Source organism: Bacillus sp. V3B, assembly GCF_024494465.1.
In the GTDB taxonomy this organism is placed as follows: Bacteria; Bacillota; Bacilli; order Bacillales; family Cytobacillaceae; genus Bacillus_BD.
The window spans coordinates 481,438-501,945 of record NZ_JAETXM010000001.1 but is presented as its reverse complement, the minus strand read 5'-3'; the positions used below and the strand labels follow the sequence as shown (position 1 = coordinate 501,945).

Here is a 20,508-nt window from a genome sequence, read left to right as displayed (position 1 = left end):
ATGGTAGTACATGAAGTTACTAAATGTATCATCATGTATAACCATCACGCAGGTCAAAAGAATCCCTTATACAACCTTTTCATAAAGAGGTTCGACATTGTTCATTTTTTCCACTTTTTCTTCCATACCTGAATCAGCATTGATAAAAATACGATACGTATCCTTATCAAGCGTTCCCATAAACTCATAGCAAAGAACTGCTTTTCCCAAATCATTCATAATGATCGCTAATCTGTCTTCCATCACTTTAACTTGCGGATTTATTTTTGCACGTGCTTCTTCGAGCGTAATAGTTGGCTTCGCTATCTCTGTATCAGATTTTACTGCTTTCAGATAATCATCATTCGAAAAACCAAGAATCTGACCATTGTCTAGGGCTACTTTCACTTTCACTGCCTTAGGATAGATTCTAACACCATCTAATGATTTTATGATCGTAAATACACCAAGATTATCATATTGAGTGCTTTCAATTAACTCAATATCTTTAAATTCATTGTCTAATAAAAATTGTGTCGCTTTTTTACCAGCTTCATTTAAACTAATTTTTTGTTCTTTTACGTCCCTTGAAAGTACATACCAAAGTGGATAACCGCCTTTTTTCGTTATATCCATATTGGATATTTGCTTTGTTTTCTTATTGTCCATGGAAATGCTATAAAACTCATAATCCGATCCTTTTCCACTTTTTGTTATTTTAACCTCTGTGTCTTTTCCTAATCCTATATACTTTTCAGCTATTTTTATTGCTTCTTTTTCTGAAATGTTTTCTCCTTCTAAATGATTTAAATTATTATCACTTGCCTTCAAATTAACAAATGCTGGACCTAAGTCGGTTTCGTCATACCCTCCAACTGTTTTTTCAACGGTTTTAAATCCATCAATAATCGTATTATCCGCTGGTTGCGTTCCTGATGCTAAAGCCAATTCTACATCCATCCAACGAAGATTATTTTTCATTGCCATATACTGAACATTTCTTAATTCATCCTGAATCCCAGCAGCTTGACCATATAATGATTTTAATGTTGCGTATTCTTCATCATTTAACGGATCTTTATCTAAATCACGAACCGCAACCTTATAACTAAAATCACCAATTTTCGCTAAAAACTCTTCCGTTTTATTGAAAGGAAGCAATGTTAACGGGAGTTGACCTACATCACTATGCGCTTGAGATGTAATTCTCCATACATCTGCAAGAGTCGGTGATAAAGACTGACGAGAATTCATGGCAAGTGTAGCACCGATTTTGTCGTGCAATAGATCAACTTGATAAGTTAAATCATGAAATGCTCTTTGATAGTTATTTTCAGCATTTATTAAAATTGCATTTTTTTCCCGATGTTCCTGATAACCCCATAATGCAGTTCCGGCAATCCCTAATGATAAAACTGTGATTAATATTCCTCTAAACAATGTACTCACCTCTCTATTTACAGAATATATGCTTACCTATCTGTTTAATTTGTGGTCTTGTCCAAATCCACCCACTTGTTGCTGTATCAGGATTAAAATAATACAAGGCATCACCCGTTGGATCCGTACCATTCAGGGCGTCTATTACAGCTTTTTTTGATTGCTCATTTGGTGTAAGCCAAATTTGTCCGTCCGCAACCGCTGTAAAAGCACGTGGTTCAAAAATAACACCCGAAATCGAATTGGGAAATGTGGAACTGTTCAATCGGTTCAAAATGACAGCAGCAACAGCAACTTGTCCGATGTATGGTTCTCCCCTTGCTTCACCATAAACAGCATTAGCCATCAATTGAATGTCATTTTGAGTAAAACCACTAGGAACATTTGCCGCAGTTGGACCACCTTGTGGTTCTGGTGCTGGTGCTGGTTGTTCCTGTGCTGGCGGTGTTGGTGCTACTGGTTTCTTTTGTTTATTTAAATCAGTTCCTCCATAATGAGTAAATTTATTCCCTTTATTCATCTGTTCCTTCACAAACTGGTGATTATACTTAGATGCTTTCACCAGCTTATCTTTTGTCTTTTGTCCAGCGAGGCCATCAATGGGTAGGCCAAACTCATATTGAAAGTTTCGCAATGCCCAATACGTACCCCAACCAAACGCACCGTCAATTTTCCCATTATAAAAACCTAAATATTGTAGGCGCGATTGAAGTTCAATGACATCATCTCCTACAGCTCCTTGCTGGATAACTTGATTTGAAAAAGCATCCACTTCTTCTTGTTGTGATGGGACAAGAAGAAGGCATATAGAGAAAATGAAAATAATGATAAGTTTCGAGTGCAATATTTTTCTTTTCATGGTTAAACTACCCCCAATTGTAAATCATTTTCACATTACTCGTATTTTTTGTATTCGTTGGGTTTTTATGCAAAGAATTTACTTTTGATGGAATTAGTTCTTAATCCTTATCAAGAATCCATACAAAACCTATAAAAAAGAGCAGAAGCTAGCCCATAAAATTCAAAAGCTTTACACTTTCTTATTTTGTAAAATGCAAAAAAACCTTTATTCCAAAGAATGAAGGTTTTTTTGCATTTCCGCATATTGTACACTTAATGAGTGGGCCTCTTTCACTTTCTTTAATCCAAGCCACCAAAGAAAAATCATAAACGGTAACATAATATAAATCCAATTTGTTTGGGAAATGAGAATGTAATCATAAATTCCATGAAGTAAAAAAGGAACAAGCAAAGATAAAAGAAGCCATTTCTTTTTAGAATTTGGAGAAAACTTTGCTTTCCCTAAATAATAGCCCATAATAACGCCAAATAGAGCATGGCTTGAAACAGGCAAGAGCGCGCGTCCAATTGCAAACTCAAGCCCATTTGCAATTAAATAAAATATATTTTCCATTGTTGCAAAACCGAGAGAAACAGAAGCACCATAAACAATACCATCGTACGGCTCGTCAAAATGGAAATGAAGAAAAGCTGTATAATAGACAATAAACCATTTAAAGAATTCTTCAAGCAGACTAGTAGAAAAAAACGCATCTCCTAAGCTAGAATGAATAATATTTTCCGTTTCTAGTATATACTGAATAAACATAAGCGGAAATACAAGTAATGAACCGAAGAGAAATGTTCTTATTACCAATGAAATCGGCTCAACACCAAATTGATCTTTTAAATAAAAATAGCACAATAAGGCCAAACCAGGCGCTATCCCGGCTGATAGTATTCCCAGCATTCGCCGTCCTCTTTTCAAACTGTTTTTCTTAATCCTAACATGATATCGTCATAAAGAAAATGCCTTATTTCACCTATATGCAATGAATATAAATGACTCTAAATTTCTTTACTTTCCTATATAAGATAAGCGTCATCATCTATCAACGTTTGGAGGATGTTTTTTATGTCTAAAAAAGTATTACTGATCCATACAGGTGGTACCATTTCAATGAGCGAAGACGAAACAGGTGTCGTGAAACCTTCGGGCTACAACCCACTTACAAAGTATACGAAAGAGTTCAAGAATGTAGAAGATTTAGTTATTGAAGAACCATTTCATTTACCGTCTCCCCATATTACCATCAATGAAATGGTTATCTTAAAAAAATTAATTGAAAGTTATGTTGACCAAGATATTGACGGTGTTGTTATTACGCACGGAACTGATACTCTGGAGGAGACCGCCTATTTTCTTGATTTAACGCTCCACACTCCCTTCCCTATTATCGTCACAGGTGCTATGAGACCCATTAATGAAATTGGTTCAGACGGGCTTTATAATGTCATCTCTTCAATCAAAGTAGCTTCCAGTGAAGATGCCAAGAATAAAGGCGTTCTTGTCGTTTTAAATGACGAAATTCATACAGCTAGCAATGTAACGAAAACACATACAAGTAATGTCTCTACTTTTCAAAGCCCACAATACGGTCCCATTGGTATTGTCACAAAAAAAGGCGTCATTTTTCATCACTCACCAACTGGACTTGAGTATTATAAGGTTGATCAGATTTCCAAACGTGTGGCGTTGCTCAAAGCACATGCAGGAATGGATGCTTCTCTTTTTTATGCCATAAGAGATCTACACTATGACGGAGTTGTCATCGAAGCACTTGGACAAGGTAATCTCCCACCTGCGACAATTGATGGCATTACCGCTTTACTCGATCAAAATATTCCGATTGTTCTTGTCTCTCGCTGCTTTAATGGGATTGCAGAAGGTAGCTATTCCTATGAAGGGGGAGGATCACTATTAAAAAGTCTTGGGGTGATCTTTTCAAATGGCTTAAATGGTCAAAAGGCAAGAATTAAACTATTAATTGCCTTATCAACAACAAAAGATATTAAAAAAATTGTGCGCATGTTTCAGTCGTAATAAGAAATATACTAAAAAAAGTCCTACAGTTGTAGAACTTTTTTTAGTATAACTTATATCATCGATTGGGACTCTGTTTTACCAATGGTCGATGCAATTTTCTCACCATGAAAACGACCATTTTCAATAAAAATCTCATTCGCATTATTACCTGCAGCAATCACACCTGCAATAAAGATGCCTTCTACGTTGGTTTCCATCGTTTCTTCATTATGGATGGGGCGGCCCGTTTCAGCATCTATTTTTACACCCATTTTTTTCAGGAAGTCTTTATCCGGATGATATCCTGTCATAGCAAAAACAAAATCATTTTTCACTACATATTCCTTACCAGCTTTCTCATACACCACTGTATCTTCTGTAATCTCTTTTACCGCCGCTTCAAACTCCAGTTTAATACGCTCATTACGGACATGTCCCTGAAACTCTGGCAGTATCCAAAATTTGATCTTCTCTGAATATTCGCTACCACGATAAAGGACGGTTACTCGAGCTCCACACTTCTGAAGTTCAAGAGCTGCATCAACACCTGAATTTTTTAAACCGATGACTACTACATCTTTATCAAAGTATGGATGTCCTTCTTTAAAATAGTGAGAAACTTTCGGTAAGTTTTCTCCCGGTATATTCATATAGTTTGGATGATCATAATAACCAGTAGCTATGACAACAGATGATGCTGCATATTGATCTTTATCTGTAGTGACAATAAAGCCTACATTTTTCTTTTGAACATCTACTACTTTTTCAAAAGCATTTACACGTACATTTTTCCTTTTCACAACTTCCCTGTAATAGGCAAGAGCTTGGTTCCGATGTGCTCTGCGAGTTTCTGTAATAAAAGCTACATCACCAATTTCTAATTTATCACTCGAACTGAAAAAAGTTTGATGTGTCGGATAATTATAAATGGCATTAACAATATTTCCTTTTTCAATAACTAATGGTGCTTTACCAACTTCCTGTAATGAAAGGGCAGCAGCTAATCCACATGGTCCGCCACCAATAATAATAACATCTTCCTGTTTCATCCTATGTTCACTCCTAAACAAACTAATCTATAAAAAGACATTTTCCTCTAAATAAAAAAACTCCTATCTATACCATGATAGGAGTTTTTTTTCAAAGTTTCAACAGTTGATTACACCCAACCCCTGAATCTTGATGCTTCCGCCATTTTTCGTACACCGACCATGTAAGCGGCAAGTCGCATATCAACATGTCGATTTTGTGCTGTATCATATATGTGATTAAAAGCTTTAACCATTGCCTTTTCCAATTTTTCTTCCACTTCTTCTTCTGACCAATAATATCCTTGGTTGTTTTGCACCCATTCAAAGTAGGATACAGTGACTCCCCCTGCAGAAGCTAATACATCTGGAATAAGAAGAATCCCTCGATCTGTAAGAATCTCTGTCGCTTCAAGCGTTGTTGGACCATTTGCTGCTTCCACAACAATTTTGGCATGAATATGATGTGCATTCTCCTCTGTAATTTGATTTTCAATAGCAGCTGGAACTAATATATCACAGTCCTTTTCAAGTAATTCTTGATTGGTAATGGTTTGATTAAATAACTTTGTAACGGTTCCAAAACTATCTCTGCGATCAAGTAAGTAGTCAATATCAAGACCTTTCGTATCATAAAGTGCTCCGTATGCGTCAGATATTCCAATTATCTTTGCCCCTTCATCATACAAAAATTTAGATAGAAAGCTCCCTGCATTTCCAAACCCTTGAACGATTACTTGAGCATCCTTTAATTCAATCCCCTTTTTCTTTGCCGCTTCATGAATACAAATCGTTACCCCTTTCGCTGTAGCAGATTCACGACCATGTGATCCGCCTAGAACGAGAGGCTTACCCGTAATAAACCCTGGAGAATTGAATTCATCAATTCGACTGTATTCGTCCATCATCCACGCCATGATTTGCGAGTTCGTAAATACATCAGGTGCAGGGATATCCTTTGTAGGTCCGACAATTTGACTTATAGACCTTACATAACCACGACTCAACCTTTCCAATTCTCGAAATGACATATCTCGTGGATCACATACAATTCCACCTTTTCCTCCACCATAGGGCAAATCAACAATGCCACACTTCAAGCTCATCCATATCGAAAGTGCCTTTACTTCTTTTTCTGTGACGTTTGGATGAAAACGAATTCCACCCTTTGTTGGTCCTACTGCATCATTATGTTGAGCACGGTAGCCAGTAAAAATTTTAGTTGATCCATCATCCATACGCACAGGTATTTTAACTGTCATCATCCGAATGGGTTCTTTAAGAAGTTCGAACACTTCTTCAGGATACCCAAGCTTATCTAACGCTTTATGAATGACAGTTTGGGTAAATTTTAATATATCATGTTTATCTTCTATCCTTTTATTTTCTTTTCCATTCTCGGCTGCCATCCATAATCCTCTCCTAAAATCCATCTGCATTTGTTGTCATCTTTCAAATATAGTATACACTTTTCCTTTTTTACGCAAGGTTATTTTTTATTTATTTTCAACATTCATAATTTTCGAAAAAATAAAAATATATTATGTAAATAAAAATTTTCATTTAAATACTCACCCCCACATTATGATCTCAACCAATTATATGCAGCTTGAGTGGGGGATTTATAAACATCTGTTTCATCTTTTATAACGAAAGCCTTACCTTGAAGTTTTTATTGAAAGTAGGTCATAATTTGACTTACAGCATGCTCTTTTATAATCATTTTTCCATATTCTTGAATCACATAGATACTAATAAAAGAAGGATTCCCATATTCAGCCATAATCGTTGCTATTTGTGTTTGTATATCACTACATACATTATCAATCAAAAAATAATATTCATTATTCATTGAGTACAGCGTACCACCTGAGAAACCAATGATTGACAATCGTTTTGCAAGTTGAATGACATGCTCGAAATCAAGGATTTCAAATAGGATTTCAACATTGCCTTCCATCGTAACTTGCATATCAATAAAACTGTCACCAAAGACATCTTGTTCTTGTTCTTGTTCTTGTTCTTCCATTGTTACGATCATGACCATCCCTTGAGCTTGCATTGAAAAGATTTCTACCGCAACAGAACCATGTATGTCAACATCAAAAGCTTCACTTGCTTCCTCAATCATATCGTGAAAAAGTTGATGCCATTTTAAAGAATCTTTCCATATATCTTCTTTCGTTAATCCTCTGTCAAATAAGTCATCCAAGGATAAAAATATTTTAATTTTATTATAATTCAATCGTTCTAAGCGCATAATTATGCCCCCTAACTACCGTGAACAAACTCTTGATTTAGTGTATGAAAAAACCCTCTTTTGGTGAGTCGTCTTGCACAATCTTTACTCTGTTTCTGTCTTGTACTCGTAACACTCTGGTTTTTCTTTTGATCTACCGTCCCTATTAAGACGTCCTAAAGACTACTCTGGTTGATGCTGAATCGTTAAAAGATGTGTTTCGGCCTTTGCGCCTAGTCGTAATGGAATCCCTGTCGTTCCATAACCATTACTAATTAGCATAGTCATCTTTTGATCTCTATGTAAGTTCCCTTTTTCATAAAAACTAAAGCCTAATAAATGAATTTGTCCCCCATGCGTATGTCCTGATAATAGTAAACTTATTCCATGTTCACCATGAATTTTCCTTTTTATTTCTGGGTTATGACTGACTAAAATCTTAAAACTATTTTCCTCCGTTTCACTTAGTGCTGCATCAAGGTCTTCTCGACATGTACTAAGATCATCTACCCCTAAAATATATAAACGATCCGCTTCTCCTGATTCAAATAATACAGAACTGTTAACCAGCGTCTTTACACCAAGGTTTAAAAGCATTGCATCTAATAGAGGGCCATCCAGCTCATAATCATTATTACCCCACACAAAAATCACAGGCCCTAATGTTTTTAACTTCATAATATTTTCTTTTATCCTCTCTAAAGGTACACCTTTTTCAGCTAAATCTCCACCTATAATGACGACATCTACCTTTCCTGTTACCTGTTCAATTATACTTTCTGAAATTTGACGACGGTGAATATCAGAAATAAAGAATACATTGACCTTGTCAAAACTTTTTGGAAAAGTGGAAAATGCTAATTCATGATAGACGACTCTATCAGTAAAAGCTTCTTTATACATATAAACTACTAAAAAACTAATAGCCATTAAAAAGCTAATAAATAAAGTAATAACGATCTCCATAATACCCCCATAAGTATTTAATTGTTCTTTTTTACAGTATTTTGCTTAAGACTCTTGAAATCATACCATTTTTTCTGAATAACCTACAAAAAAAATATTAACATAGAATAATTATCTGATTCATATAGTCTAAAGACGCAAATGAAGGAGGGATTGTATGTATTCAAGAACAAAGGTTTATCATCCATATATCAGTCCGTTTGATCCATGCAAACCGATCAAAACGAAAACTTACTCCACTCCACCTCAGTTATATCTAGGGTTTCAACCGCCAAATCTTGAGCAATTCTCACCAATGGAAGCCTTACGCGCAGGAACACTGTGGAAAGTTTTTTACGATCCTTATTATAATCCATACGAAAAGGCAAAGGGGGGGGCAAGAGAATGAAACAACTGCCTCCTGAATATTATCAATTACTCGAACAACTTCAAGCAGTTGATTTTGTTCTTGTTGAATTAACACTATATTTGGACACCCATAACAAAGATGCAGAAGCGATTAAGCAATTTAATCATTGCAGTAGGGAAAGAAGGAAGTTAAAAAAATTAATTGAAAGTAAATACGGCCCCTTGCAACAATACGGTAACAGCTATTCTGGATACCCTTGGAACTGGGATGACGCACCTTGGCCATGGCAAATATAGGATGTGGAGACGCCTTGCTCAGCAAAACAAGGAGGTTTGTAGATAAATGTGGATATATGAAAAAAAACTTCAATACCCTGTTAAAGTGAGTATGTGCAACCCAACATTAGCAAAATTCTTAATCGAACAATACGGCGGGGCTGATGGGGAGTTAGCTGCAGCACTCCGTTACTTAAATCAACGTTACTCCATTCCTGATAAAGTCGTTGGACTATTAACTGACATTGGAACAGAGGAATTCGCCCATTTAGAAATGATTGCCACAATGGTCTATAAACTAACAAAAGATGCAACACCAGAACAAATGAAAGCCGCTGGACTTGGAGACCATTATGCCAATCATGACAATGCTTTATTTTATCATAACGCTGCAGGTGCGCCTTGGACAGCTACCTATATCCAAGCAAAAGGCGATCCTATTACAGACCTTTATGAAGATATAGCCGCAGAAGAGAAGGCAAGAGCAACCTATCAATGGTTAATTAATTTGAGTGATGACCCTGACATCAATGATAGCCTTCGCTTTTTAAGAGAAAGAGAGGTTGTCCATTCGCAACGTTTCCGTGAAGCTGTTGAAATCTTAAAAGAAGAACGAGGAAAGAAGAAAATCTTTTAACGATTGTTTAACAAAACCTTATTTTACACAATCAATTAGGAAAACAAATAGGAGTAGAGCAACTACTCTTATTTGTTTTCATGATATAAATTGATATCATAGTTCTTTTTCATCATTTCAAATACAATGTGACGATTTTTCCATTCATCTTCTTGCTTCCATAAATCTTTGCTTTTGTCGATAATTTCACAACGTAGTGCATGGAATTCTTTTTCCGCTTTATCACGTTTTTGACGAAATACATTCATCATCCCGAATAAACCAATCACAAACATCAGCATAAATAAATGATAGGAGTTATTTACATAAACAGAAAACACGGTAGCAAACGAATACGAATATGGTAAAAAAATAGTGTAATACAGGTAGAGAAAATAGCCGAAGGAAATGAAAATGGTACTCCACATGACAACAAGATGCCAATAATGTAATCGGTCATACTTTTGTTTTCTTTCTACAACCTTTTGTAACATTTTTTTTGTAGCTTGATCGGTTCTTTCGTCGAGCATGATAATGGATGATTCCATCAACTTTTCACCTTCCAATATCAATTTAGAAATTCGTCTCTACTATCAATTTATGAACTTGTCTCTAAAAATATGAATAAAACCGGCTGAGGTTAGCCGGCTTTACTTGTTTAATGAAATAGTAAGTACTTGTCCAATTCTAATCTCGTTGCTTGTTAAACCATTCGTTGATTTTATTGTATCAATGCCCGCTTTGGATTTGTAATATTTCATTGAGATGCTATAGAGCGTATCATCAGGCTGAACGGTATGATAGATGATATCCTTCGGACCAGATATTTCACCTAGACTATCAACAATATCTTGTGATGATTGGTTTAGGTTTTGCTGTTGAGTTGTTTCCTCAAGCGCTTCATCCTTATGCTCGATTTCGTTTATGGAAGACTCAACAGATTGATCATCATCTTCTTCCTGAGTCTCATTTTCTTTATCAATCGGAGGATCCAATTGATCAGATTTTTCAATATTAATAATTTCAAAACCTTCTGATGGTTCTCCGACCGTTTTTTTTACGTCACTTACTCCATCCTTTGCAAGGATAGAATAAATGCTTAAGATCGTAATAGGCAATAAGATAAAAAATAACGCAAGTAAACGAATGACAGGATATTTAAGCTTCCATTTATTTTTCTTTCTTTTTTGCTCATGAACACGGCTTCGAGGTGGAAGTTCTTCCTTCTCAATTACTTGTCCTTCTTCAAAATCTGTCCGTTCTATTTTTTGTCGAAGTTTCTCCGCTTGATCTCTATAAGGATTTTCTTTACTCATCGAATATCCCTTCCTGTTCCTTATGTTTCTTTGCAAATTTGAATTTAATAATACATCCAAGTAAAAAGTCAATTAAAAAGTGCATAAAAATAGTGACAAGAACATTCCCTGTTTGTAAATAGATGTAACCGATAAAAAAACTTAATCCGGTTATATTTACAAATAAAAACCAGTTAAATAAATAACGGTAATGTACAAAAGCAAATATAAGGCTAGATAGTATCAAACCTAAATGAGTTTGAATCACACCACGGAATAAAATTTCTTCCCCTATGGACACTACTGCTGCTATCATAGCAATTTCAAAAAGGGAACGTTTTTGAAACATCCGCTCATTTAAACCACCATCATCATAATACTTAGCTGGCAGTATTTTCATCAATACAAGATCTAGGATCACAACGGCAATTCCTGCCATCCCTCCGACAAGTAAAATATTGATATCTTGCCAATGAAATAGATCGAAAAAAGTAGAATAGCTATCAAATAAAAATACGCCTAGAAAAAAAGAGATTATTAACAATAATATTTGCGTAGTATATAAAGAAAGTATTAACTCCCTATCTGAGATTTCTTTTATCAAATCCACATACTTTTTTTTCATCATTTCAACTCACTTACTACTGGACTTTTCAACCTCATTCTACGAATACCTTGACGCTACTTACTCACATAGTAACTTTCAATTATTTCTACTATTTTAATAATATATCAGCCAAGCGCTGTTTCCAACTAAATTCGACATGAACATTTTCCTGAACAGTTGATTGGTCGAAACTACTCACATCAAATCCACAAATATCACAACATTGTTCAGGCTTTGACATTTTATTATCTTCCTGAAAATAATAAAGGATTTGATCTCTTCTACAGCTTTCAGACACGCTCCAACTCGTCATCGAAGCAATCTTCCTACTCTTCAATAACCGCCTATTTTCTAAAATTTTTTTAAATTCATCTATCTCAGAACGAATTCCATTTTTTTCAGCATTTTGTTGCAACAAAAAATCACTTAAAATCCTCCATTGAATATCAGTAAATCCACCCCTTTGTTTTAGCTCATCTTGTAATTCTGGCTGTTGGAAGGATTCCTTTTTTTCCTTTTCCAAAACACTAGCTAGCCAATCAAGTTGAGCAGTTGAAGGAATTTCTGCTTCTGCCAGTTGATAAGCAATTTGTTCATCACCAAGCGAATAAAGTAAGAGCGCAATGCTCGGCTTCCCATCTCTACCTCCACGTCCAATTTCTTGAAGATAGGATTCCATTTGTTGGGACATATGAAAATGAATCACAAAACGAATATTTTCTTTATTAATCCCCATTCCAAATGCACTCGTGGCACAAATGATATCAAGCTGGTCATTAAGAAACTGTTGCTGAATTAAAACTCGTGATTCTTGATCCATTCCACCATGATAGGCCATCACCCGGGATATTCCTTTTTTTTTCAAATAATCGGCCGCTTGTTCTGCGACCTTTTTACTGGAAAAATAGACGATCCCTGGCCCAGTAAATTTTGAGATGTAATGATACAAAGCAGTCCATTTTTCTTGATAATTATCTATTTTCTTAACTGCTAATGCTATGTTTGGACGATCAACTGAAAAAAGGATTCTTTTGCACTCATCAAGCTGTAATGAATGTATAATATCCTGGATCACCTGTTTTGTTGCCGTTGCAGTCAATGCCAATGTCAGTGGTTGACCCAACTTTCGACGAATATCACCAAGCTTTAAATAATCAGGCCGGAAATCATAACCCCATTGGGAAATACAGTGGGCTTCATCAATCACAAATAACGAAATGGATAGACTTCTTAATATCCCAATCATTCTGTCATTTACTAATGCTTCTGGTGAAATGAAAATGAATTTATAAGAGGACAAATTATTCAAGACACGGTTTCTTTCCTTTCCAACAAGAAAAGAATTAATAGCTACAACACTCTTTTCACCGTTCATTTTCATTTGTTCCACTTGATCTTGCATTAAAGATAAAAGTGGTGAAACAATGAGAACATGACCATCCATCATATAGCCAGCAAGTTGATAACATAGTGATTTCCCTGTCCCAGTAGGTAACATAGCCATTGTATGACACCCTTCGAGAATGGATGTAACAACCTCCTTTTGCCCTGGACGAAAAGTGGTGAAATGAAAGTAGTGATTCAAATATTTTTCGAGCATCATAATCCCTCACCATACTTTGCCAATACAAGTCTAATTTCGAAGTAATCTGCATCTTGAGTAGCATTTCGAATTTGTTTAAGTTGCTTTGTATTCAATGTTTTTGCAGTACTCTTTATTTTTTGCTGTTTTTCCATTGACACGTAATGATCAATGGAAAATTCTTTTACATTTAAAGCTAATTCGACAAGATGATCCTCAATCGTGCTTTTTTTTAACCGGCGAATGGTCATAATATCAGTAACGGAATATCCTTGCTTTAACAAAGCAAATGTCTTTTCCGTAGAAATGGTTAAGTGATCCTTTTGCGTTTGATCCAAAAATGAAGCTAAAATTGGAAAACGGCTTGAGTTTATCTCAATTTGTTCAACTAAATAGTGAAGAATATTCAAAAAGTGATAATGATAAAGAGATAATTCCATCTCACTTTTTTTGGCTGCCTGTGTTGCTGTTAGACCTACAGAACGATAGCCGCTTAGCCTCATGACTAATAAGCTAGGATCGATTAAAGAGTCGCTTTCTAAACAAGTAACCAATTCGTTATATAATTTTAAGCCAAGGGATTCTCTACTTAGCTTATTTCGTTTCAAGAACTGTCTTATCCAAACTAGTGTTTCGGGCCTTCTTTGTACTGGTATATATTTTGATTCACGATTCTGAAGATGAGAAATAACCTGTACACAAAGAGACATTCTCTCCCAAAGTACTGCAGCCATTCGTTGATATTTCCAGCCATTTAAGTGAATCGGAATGGGTCTTACTGCTAATGATTTTGATAACTGACTTTCTCCATATTCTGTGACAATATAATGTTGTGCAGAAGTTTCAATAATCATATGATGGGTCATGAAGTCTGTAATTGTCTTTTCCAAATACTGTCGGCTTATATTTACATCCGTCTGAAAAAAGGCTGTTAAATGAAACAAATGAGCATCCTGAATGGTTTGCGAAGATTTTTTACCATGAAGCAAGTGAAAAATTGCATAAATCGTGCGTTCACCCTTCAATTTTTGCAAAATGTATAAAATAATCGATTGTAAAAAAGTGAGCTCCATTTCATCACCCTGTTATTTCATCCTAATATTATTTTAGATATATATCACATGTACAAACAAAATCTGCTAGTTATTTCATCATACCATGACCAAATGACTGGTTGTTATACAAAAAAACTATTTTTTTGAGGAAAAATGACATAAAAACGTATTTTCAATATTTTTTCTATTGAAAAGTTATTCAGACAGTTTTACAATAGAATATGAGAAAGATGCTTATCGTTAACTAATCGTTTCAACGATAAAAATAAAGCGTTTAATATTACTAGGAGGTTTTATTCATGGCAAAATACACAATAGTAGACAAAGAAACATGTATCGCATGTGGTGCATGTGGTGCAGCTGCACCAGACATTTATGATTACGATGATGAAGGTATCGCATTTGTAATTCTTGATGATAATGCGGGATCAACTGAAGTTCCAGAAGTATTAATCGATGATATGATGGATGCTTTCGATGGTTGCCCTACAGATTCAATTAAAGTTGCTGATGAAGCATTTGATGGTGACGCAACTAAATTCGAATAAAGTTTCAAAAAAGTTCCCTTCATTAGAAGGGAACTTTTTATTTTTTATGAAGGCTTAGTTTTAGTTAAACCAAAATAGTGGTACTTTGAATATCTGCTTATTTAAATTGGACTCACTGACAGAGACTTCAGCCTGAGTTTGTTTTATCCCAAAGAATAATAAACTAATACAAAATGCCATAATGCCAACAATCAATAACCGTTTTAAATAATCTCTCATTCTTTTCCTCCTTATACCTTATAACTCCTTTCACACTATCAATACTTGTACTTGTCCATCAATAGAACTAAAATCACCTTAATTTGTTATTCATTTTTTAAGGATCCATGATTTGTTTATTTTCCGCACTTGGAACCTTTATACGATGATCTAAACGAAATTTACCAACTTCCAATATAGGAGTATTTTCAAATTGAACAGTGTGAAAATCAAACTCTTTTGCTGTAAATAATATAGCTTCTATCGTGTAGACCATCGATTGATTGTTTTCAACCTGAGAATGATCCGATAAATAAATAATTAATGTCTTATTCGAGCCGTCAATAGATTCAACCTGTATCTCTTCTGGAATCGAAGCCTTAAGGTCCTTTGTTTGATCCTTTTTCATTGCATCAAGAGCAGCACTTACCGAAGTATATTTTTGATCAATTGGAATTAAAAAGGGGGCAGATTGCTCTTTAGTAGGATAAAAGAAAAAGTATGCACTACTCTTTGTGCTTTCCATTGGCCCTATATCCATCAGACTATTATTTTCATCATTCATTTGAATATTTGTCTCATTCTGTTTTTCGTTTATTCCATTAGAAGAAGGTGATTCTTCTTTCAAAGTCATTTCCATTGATTCACCTTCATTCTCGGTAGCCTTCTCCTCTCTATCTATCCCGTTATTCATATTAGATGACACGACTAAGAAAAGAATGAATACGGATGCTATAACGGCAAATGAGATAAGCCACTGATTTGATCGTCTGTTCTTAAGCTTTAACAAGACGTTTTGATAAATATCACGAGGGTCTCGATCATCTTGGATCTTCGGTAGCTGTTTTAGACCATCTTCTAGTTGTTTATCGGTCCACTCTGGCTTTTTCAACAGACTTTTCCTCCTCTGCCATCATTTCTCCCAAATGCTTTCGCAGTATTTTTAATGCTCGATGTTGAGTTGTCTTCACTTTGCTTTCTGTCCAATTCAGTGATTGGGCTGTTTCCGAGATAGACAACTCATTGAAGTATCTCATAACAATCACCATATTTTGATCAAACGTACATTTATCTAAACAACGATAAATTAGTTGTATATCATCTCTTTGTATAGCTATTTCCTCTGGAATGGGTTGATCATCCCTTACCTGCTGCGTAGACCAATCAAACTTTTCAATGATACGCTGTTTCCAGCTCTTTTGTTTACGAAACCAATCAATCGCTACATTCCGAGCAATTGAAAAAATCCAAGTCCTTTCACTACTCTTTCCTTCAAATTTCGAATATGATTTCAATACTCTTATATATACTTCCTGAACAAGATCCTCAGCTTGTTCTTTATTTTTCACCATGTAAAATAGAAATTGAAAGACATCATGGTGGTACTTCTCGTATAATTCATCAAAAACGGAGTCCATCGTTTCCCCTCACCGTTCATAAAATTAGTCGAAACACATTCAAAAAAGTTTCATTTTCATTTTGAATTCACCTATCTGTTGTCATAGCCCATGAATAATCACATGGGGAGTGTTTTCAAGATAACCATGAAAAAAAGGTTGTTCCACAAGATGTCAGACACCTTATGGGACAGCCTCTTACATTTTCGTTCTGTTCCTTGTGAATCAAGATCAGTCGGCAAATTCTTTAATTTTCTTTCATATTCCTTGGAATAAAGAAAGAAAATGTCGTTCCTTGTCCAAACTTACTTTGAACAGTAATCATTCCATGATGTGCTTCAATAATATTTTCCGCAATAGCCAGTCCAAGTCCTGTTCCAGAACGCCCTCTTGTTCTCGCCTTATCAGCCTTATAAAAGCGTTCGAATACAAACGGCAAGTCTTCTTCTGGAATTCCTGAGCCATTATCTTGCACTTCGATACGAAGTCCTCTTTGATCACTACGTTCAATAATTGTTACAGATCCACCCTCGGGTGTATGACGAATCGCATTATCAATTAGATTCGTTAAAACCTGTTCAATTCGATCTGGATCAAACTCAAAGAACTCTTCCCCATTTTCTCTATTAAACAATAATGTAATCTTTTTATCTTTTGCTAACCCTTGAAACTTCCGGTTAATTCTGTCTAAAAACGGTTTGATTTCAATCTCTTCAATAGACAGATTAAAATGACCTGATTCCATTTTTGCCAAATCAAGAAGTTCATTTACTAATCTACCCATTCGCAGTGATTCGTCATAAATGACCTTTGCCATTTCTTTCTTTTCTTCATCCGTTTGAGCAATATCATCTACAATCGCTTCACTATAACCTTGCATCATTGCAATTGGTGTTCGCAATTCATGGGAAACATTCGCAATAAAATCAGTTCTCATTTTATTAAGCTTTCTTTCTTCAGTCATATCTCTTACAACCGCAACTGCTCCACGGATATTTTGATGACTATAAAGTGGACTTACAACCATTACCCAATTGCGTCCTTGAAGAGTAATTTCGCCCATTTGCTCCTTTTCCGTACTAACAGCAAGTTCGAATAATTCCATTACTCTTGATGGCACTGCATCAACATTATTGTCCTGATTTTTCTTTTCAAAATACCAGTTTTGCAAAAATATTTCAGCTGGGGGATTTGTCATCAAAATCGTACCATCCCGATTAAAGGATATAACACCATCAATCATCCCGCTTAAAATACTAGCAAGCAGTTCCTTTTCCTGACTAAGAGCATTTAGATTGAATTTCAACTGTCTACCCATTTGATTAAAAGCAGTCGCTAATTCGCCTATTTCATCATGTGTTAAAATAGGTACCTTTGTATCAAATTTCCCTCGTGCAACCTCAAAAGCAGCCTCCTTCATTTTTCTTAAAGGTGCGTTAATTCTAGTTGATAAAAAGAAAGCAAAAAAGGTCGTTAAAATAATCGCTATTCCCGCTGCAAACAAGATAAATTTCGTCGTTTCTCTTGCTGTTTCTTCACCCACTTCAAGCGGTTGATATATATATACTGCTCCGCTACTACCATCATCTTGTTCAAAGGGAACACCAATAATAACGATTTGTGAATAATCGGTTGCGTTATCTCCTTTCGGAAGTGATGTAACCACTCGTGTCGTTTCCTCTTGTTCAATCACTTTAGCCAATTCCTCATCTTCTAAGAAATAAGAAACGGGGAGTTTAATGATTCCACCTTGATTAGGAGATGTGTAATAATCATTCGGTTGTTTTTTTATAATCGTTACTCGTGTGAGATCATCAATTAATTGCCAAGAGATTTCTAGACCAACTTCATGGTCATACGTTTCGACAATTTTTGCGATTTTAACAGCAGTATCCGTCAAATCCTTTTCATTTTCCGAAACCGAATAATTTTGGAAAGACTCGATAATCATAACCGATGCAATAAGAAGGATAAAGGATACGAGTAAAAGGATTGTAAACCAAAGCTTTACAACAACACTTCTCCAAAACTTCATTCATTTATTACCTCAAATTTATAGCCGACACCCCAGACAGTAATAATCATTTTTGCCGCCTGTTCTGAAACTTTATTTAATTTTTCCCGTAACCGTTTCACATGTGTATCAACAGTTCGCAGATCACCAAAGAATTCATAATGCCATACTTCTTTTAAAAGCTGCTCCCGATCAAATACTTTATCAGGAGATTTTGCGAGATAAAAAAGTAATTCATATTCTTTTGGCGTTAAGCTGACCTCTTGCCCATTAGCTAATACTCGATGGGCATCGTTATCAATGGTCAAATACGGGAAAACAATAACATCCTTTGTAACCGTTTCAGCTTGTACATAACTTGTACTATTAGATGAACGTCGGAGCAAAGCCTTCACACGTAGGACAACCTCACGTGGACTAAACGGTTTAACGATATAATCATCTGTACCCACTTCAAAGCCTTGCACCCTATTTACTTCCTCACCTTTTGCTGTCAACATAATGACAGGTGTTACTTTCTTTTCACGTAATTCCCGGCAAACATCAACTCCGTCCTTACCAGGCATCATTAAATCCAGAAGGATCACATCATAGTCATTTGATAACGCTTTCTCTAAAGCTTCATTTCCATCTTCCGCTTCTTCAATTACATAATTTTCCCGTTCCAAATACATCTTTAATAAACGTCGAATTCTTTCTTCATCATCTACAACTAAAATTTTTGCATTTTTATCCAAAAGATTCCCCCCTAGCATATATATATTGTACAAAAAGAACTTGTTTTTTTCTATGCTTTCTTTCATGTTCATGATTAAATACCTTTTAAAAAAAGCCTTCACTGACTAAGTGGAGGCTACGAATAGGATTAAGCATATGAGTGTAATCCAGCAATTACTAGGTTAACAGCAATAAGGTTAAACATAATAATGACAAAACCAATAACAGCTAACCATGCTGATTTTTCCCCGTGCCAGCCTTTTGACAACCGCAAATGTAAAAACGCAGCATAAAAGAGCCAAGTAATTAATGCCCATACTTCTTTTGGATCCCATCCCCAAAAGCGTGTCCAAGCTATTTGCGCCCAAATCATGGCGAAAATTAAGGCACCCAATGTAAAAACAGGAAATCCAATTAAAACTGAGCGATAGCTAATCTCATCAACCAAATCTAAATTAATATTTTTCACAAGCGGCTTTAAAAGAGCCCCTATGCGTTTTCTAAAAATCACTCTAATTAAGCCGTATAGGACAAGACCTGCTACAATGGACCAGATCACTGTATTTAATTTTTTCGCATTAATGATTGCTGGAAGATCAACTAATGGTTTAAATTTCCCCTCTGTTAGAAGCTCTCCTTCATGAGGACCAACCAATGCAGGCATTGTATATTCAAGCTCTGCTACAACATTGTTTTTATCCTGCCAATTAAAGTTTGCCTTATAATCCATTAGAGAAAAAGTGGTTGTAACTGCAATAAAACCTACTGTACATAGCAAACTAACCATTATCGTTTCGAGCCAAAACGTTCTTTTACTTTTTTTCGATTGATCAATATACTTAACAAGATAGATTAATCCAGCCGCAAAACTAATGGCTAGTATCGCTTCACCTATTGCAGCTGCCGTCACATGAATATGAAGCCAGTCACTCTGCAATGCCGGAATGAGTGGTGAAATATCACGTGGAAACATACTTGCATAGGCAATGATTAGAATTGCGACAGGCAACGTAAATAAGCCTAATAATGGAGTTTTGTATATAAAGAATATCACAATAAATGCCCCAACTAAGGCCATTCCAAAAAAGGTAGTAAACTCAAAAAGATTACTAACCGGTGCATGTCCCGCAGCAATCCAACGGGTAATAAAATATCCCAACTGAGCTCCAAAACCAATAATGGTTATCACAATACCTACCATTGACCATCTATTTAACTTTTTCTTTCCTTGATTACCCCTTTTGTCTTTAATTGCCCCTCCAAAAAAAAGTGTAGCAACTAAATAGAGAACGAAAGCTACATATAATAAATTACTACTTAGGTTAACCAACCTACTT

General features: G+C 35.5%; 23 protein-coding genes. 5 read left to right on the top strand and 18 right to left on the bottom strand.

The window, feature by feature from the left end; all coding sequences use genetic code 11:
• Positions 1–66: 66 nt before the first annotated feature.
• From ypeB to prsW, 3 genes are all read right to left on the bottom strand, one after another.
• Complete coding sequence (gene ypeB, locus JMM81_RS02555) at positions 67–1,419, bottom strand: germination protein YpeB (protein ID WP_256239926.1); 1,353 nt, start codon at positions 1,417–1,419, stop codon at positions 67–69.
• 13 nt (positions 1,420–1,432) lie between these two features.
• Positions 1,433–2,278 (bottom strand): spore cortex-lytic enzyme, encoded by an 846-nt coding sequence (gene sleB, locus JMM81_RS02550; RefSeq protein WP_256239925.1) that lies wholly within the window; start codon positions 2,276–2,278, stop codon positions 1,433–1,435.
• A gap of 207 nt (positions 2,279–2,485) precedes the next feature.
• Complete coding sequence (gene prsW, locus JMM81_RS02545) at positions 2,486–3,169, bottom strand: glutamic-type intramembrane protease PrsW (RefSeq protein ID WP_256239924.1); 684 nt, start codon at positions 3,167–3,169, stop codon at positions 2,486–2,488.
• 165 nt (positions 3,170–3,334) lie between these two features.
• Here prsW and JMM81_RS02540 point away from each other — a divergent pair, with 165 nt between their 5' ends.
• Entirely contained in the window at positions 3,335–4,303 is a 969-nt protein-coding gene (locus JMM81_RS02540; protein WP_256239923.1) for an asparaginase, read from the top strand.
• Positions 4,304–4,356: 53 nt separating this feature from the next.
• Here the strand turns inward: JMM81_RS02540 and JMM81_RS02535 are convergent, their stop codons facing one another.
• From JMM81_RS02535 to JMM81_RS02520, 4 genes are all read right to left on the bottom strand, one after another.
• Entirely contained in the window at positions 4,357–5,334 is a 978-nt protein-coding gene (locus JMM81_RS02535) for a YpdA family putative bacillithiol disulfide reductase (RefSeq protein WP_256239922.1), read from the bottom strand.
• Between the two features lie 110 nt (positions 5,335–5,444).
• Complete coding sequence (locus JMM81_RS02530; protein WP_256239921.1) at positions 5,445–6,722, bottom strand: Glu/Leu/Phe/Val family dehydrogenase; 1,278 nt, start codon at positions 6,720–6,722, stop codon at positions 5,445–5,447.
• A 263-nt stretch (positions 6,723–6,985) separates the two neighbouring features.
• Entirely contained in the window at positions 6,986–7,573 is a 588-nt protein-coding gene (locus JMM81_RS02525) for a genetic competence negative regulator (protein WP_256239920.1), read from the bottom strand.
• 162 nt (positions 7,574–7,735) lie between these two features.
• Positions 7,736–8,518 (bottom strand): metallophosphoesterase, encoded by a 783-nt coding sequence (locus tag JMM81_RS02520; RefSeq protein ID WP_256239919.1) that lies wholly within the window; start codon positions 8,516–8,518, stop codon positions 7,736–7,738.
• A 157-nt stretch (positions 8,519–8,675) separates the two neighbouring features.
• Between JMM81_RS02520 and JMM81_RS02515 the strand changes: the two genes are divergently transcribed.
• Genes JMM81_RS02515 through JMM81_RS02505 form a run of 3 tightly spaced genes read left to right on the top strand, consistent with a single transcriptional unit; the run spans position 8,676 to position 9,779 of the window.
• Positions 8,676–8,906, top strand: coding sequence for a spore coat associated protein CotJA (locus tag JMM81_RS02515; RefSeq protein ID WP_256239918.1), 231 nt, complete (start codon positions 8,676–8,678; stop codon positions 8,904–8,906).
• Positions 8,903–9,163, top strand: a complete 261-nt coding sequence (locus JMM81_RS02510) for a spore coat protein CotJB (protein WP_256239917.1) — start codon at positions 8,903–8,905, stop codon at positions 9,161–9,163. Before JMM81_RS02515 ends, JMM81_RS02510 begins: the two co-directional genes overlap by 4 nt.
• 46 nt (positions 9,164–9,209) lie before the next feature.
• Positions 9,210–9,779: a manganese catalase family protein gene (locus JMM81_RS02505; protein ID WP_256239916.1), complete on the top strand. Its 570-nt coding sequence runs from the start codon at positions 9,210–9,212 to the stop codon at positions 9,777–9,779.
• 68 nt (positions 9,780–9,847) lie between these two features.
• On the opposite strand, the gene JMM81_RS02500 is transcribed toward JMM81_RS02505, so the two are convergent.
• The 5 genes from JMM81_RS02500 to JMM81_RS02480 all read right to left on the bottom strand — a co-directional run bounded on the left by JMM81_RS02500 (position 9,848) and on the right by JMM81_RS02480 (position 14,315).
• The gene (locus JMM81_RS02500; protein ID WP_256239915.1) at positions 9,848–10,306 is read right to left on the bottom strand and encodes a YpbF family protein; all 459 of its coding nucleotides are present in this window, start codon (positions 10,304–10,306) and stop codon (positions 9,848–9,850) included.
• A 102-nt stretch (positions 10,307–10,408) separates the two neighbouring features.
• Complete coding sequence (locus JMM81_RS02495) at positions 10,409–11,074, bottom strand: LysM peptidoglycan-binding domain-containing protein (protein ID WP_256239914.1); 666 nt, start codon at positions 11,072–11,074, stop codon at positions 10,409–10,411.
• The gene (locus JMM81_RS02490; protein WP_256240302.1) at positions 11,067–11,678 is read right to left on the bottom strand and encodes a CPBP family intramembrane glutamic endopeptidase; all 612 of its coding nucleotides are present in this window, start codon (positions 11,676–11,678) and stop codon (positions 11,067–11,069) included. Before JMM81_RS02490 ends, JMM81_RS02495 begins: the two co-directional genes overlap by 8 nt.
• A gap of 91 nt (positions 11,679–11,769) precedes the next feature.
• Positions 11,770–13,263 carry a RecQ family ATP-dependent DNA helicase gene (locus JMM81_RS02485; protein WP_256239913.1) on the bottom strand — a complete coding sequence of 498 codons (1,494 nt, stop codon included), beginning with the start codon at positions 13,261–13,263 and terminating at the stop codon, positions 11,770–11,772.
• On the bottom strand, positions 13,260–14,315 hold the full coding sequence (locus JMM81_RS02480) for a YpbB family protein (RefSeq protein ID WP_256239912.1): 1,056 nt from the start codon (positions 14,313–14,315) through the stop codon (positions 13,260–13,262). The genes JMM81_RS02485 and JMM81_RS02480 overlap by 4 nt, the downstream gene beginning before the upstream one ends.
• A 281-nt stretch (positions 14,316–14,596) precedes the next feature.
• On the opposite strand from JMM81_RS02480, the gene JMM81_RS02475 reads away from it, so the two are divergent.
• On the top strand, positions 14,597–14,845 hold the full coding sequence (locus tag JMM81_RS02475) for a ferredoxin (protein ID WP_256239911.1): 249 nt from the start codon (positions 14,597–14,599) through the stop codon (positions 14,843–14,845).
• Between the two features lie 60 nt (positions 14,846–14,905).
• Here JMM81_RS02475 and JMM81_RS02470 read toward each other — a convergent pair whose 3' ends face one another.
• From JMM81_RS02470 to ccsB, 6 genes are all read right to left on the bottom strand, one after another.
• Complete coding sequence (locus JMM81_RS02470; RefSeq protein ID WP_256239910.1) at positions 14,906–15,064, bottom strand: hypothetical protein; 159 nt, start codon at positions 15,062–15,064, stop codon at positions 14,906–14,908.
• 97 nt (positions 15,065–15,161) lie between these two features.
• Complete coding sequence (locus JMM81_RS02465; protein ID WP_256239909.1) at positions 15,162–15,935, bottom strand: GerMN domain-containing protein; 774 nt, start codon at positions 15,933–15,935, stop codon at positions 15,162–15,164.
• Positions 15,910–16,461, bottom strand: a complete 552-nt coding sequence (gene sigX, locus JMM81_RS02460; protein WP_256239907.1) for an RNA polymerase sigma factor SigX — start codon at positions 16,459–16,461, stop codon at positions 15,910–15,912. The genes JMM81_RS02465 and sigX overlap by 26 nt, the downstream gene beginning before the upstream one ends.
• Before the next feature lie 226 nt (positions 16,462–16,687).
• On the bottom strand, positions 16,688–18,475 hold the full coding sequence (locus tag JMM81_RS02455) for an ATP-binding protein (protein WP_256239906.1): 1,788 nt from the start codon (positions 18,473–18,475) through the stop codon (positions 16,688–16,690).
• A complete protein-coding gene (locus tag JMM81_RS02450; protein WP_256240301.1) occupies positions 18,472–19,209 on the bottom strand; it encodes a response regulator transcription factor in 738 nt (245 codons plus the stop codon). Before JMM81_RS02450 ends, JMM81_RS02455 begins: the two co-directional genes overlap by 4 nt.
• Positions 19,210–19,319: 110 nt before the next feature.
• Positions 19,320–20,501, bottom strand: coding sequence for a c-type cytochrome biogenesis protein CcsB (gene ccsB / locus JMM81_RS02445; protein ID WP_256239905.1), 1,182 nt, complete (start codon positions 20,499–20,501; stop codon positions 19,320–19,322).
• Between the last annotated feature and the right edge of the window lie 7 nt (positions 20,502–20,508).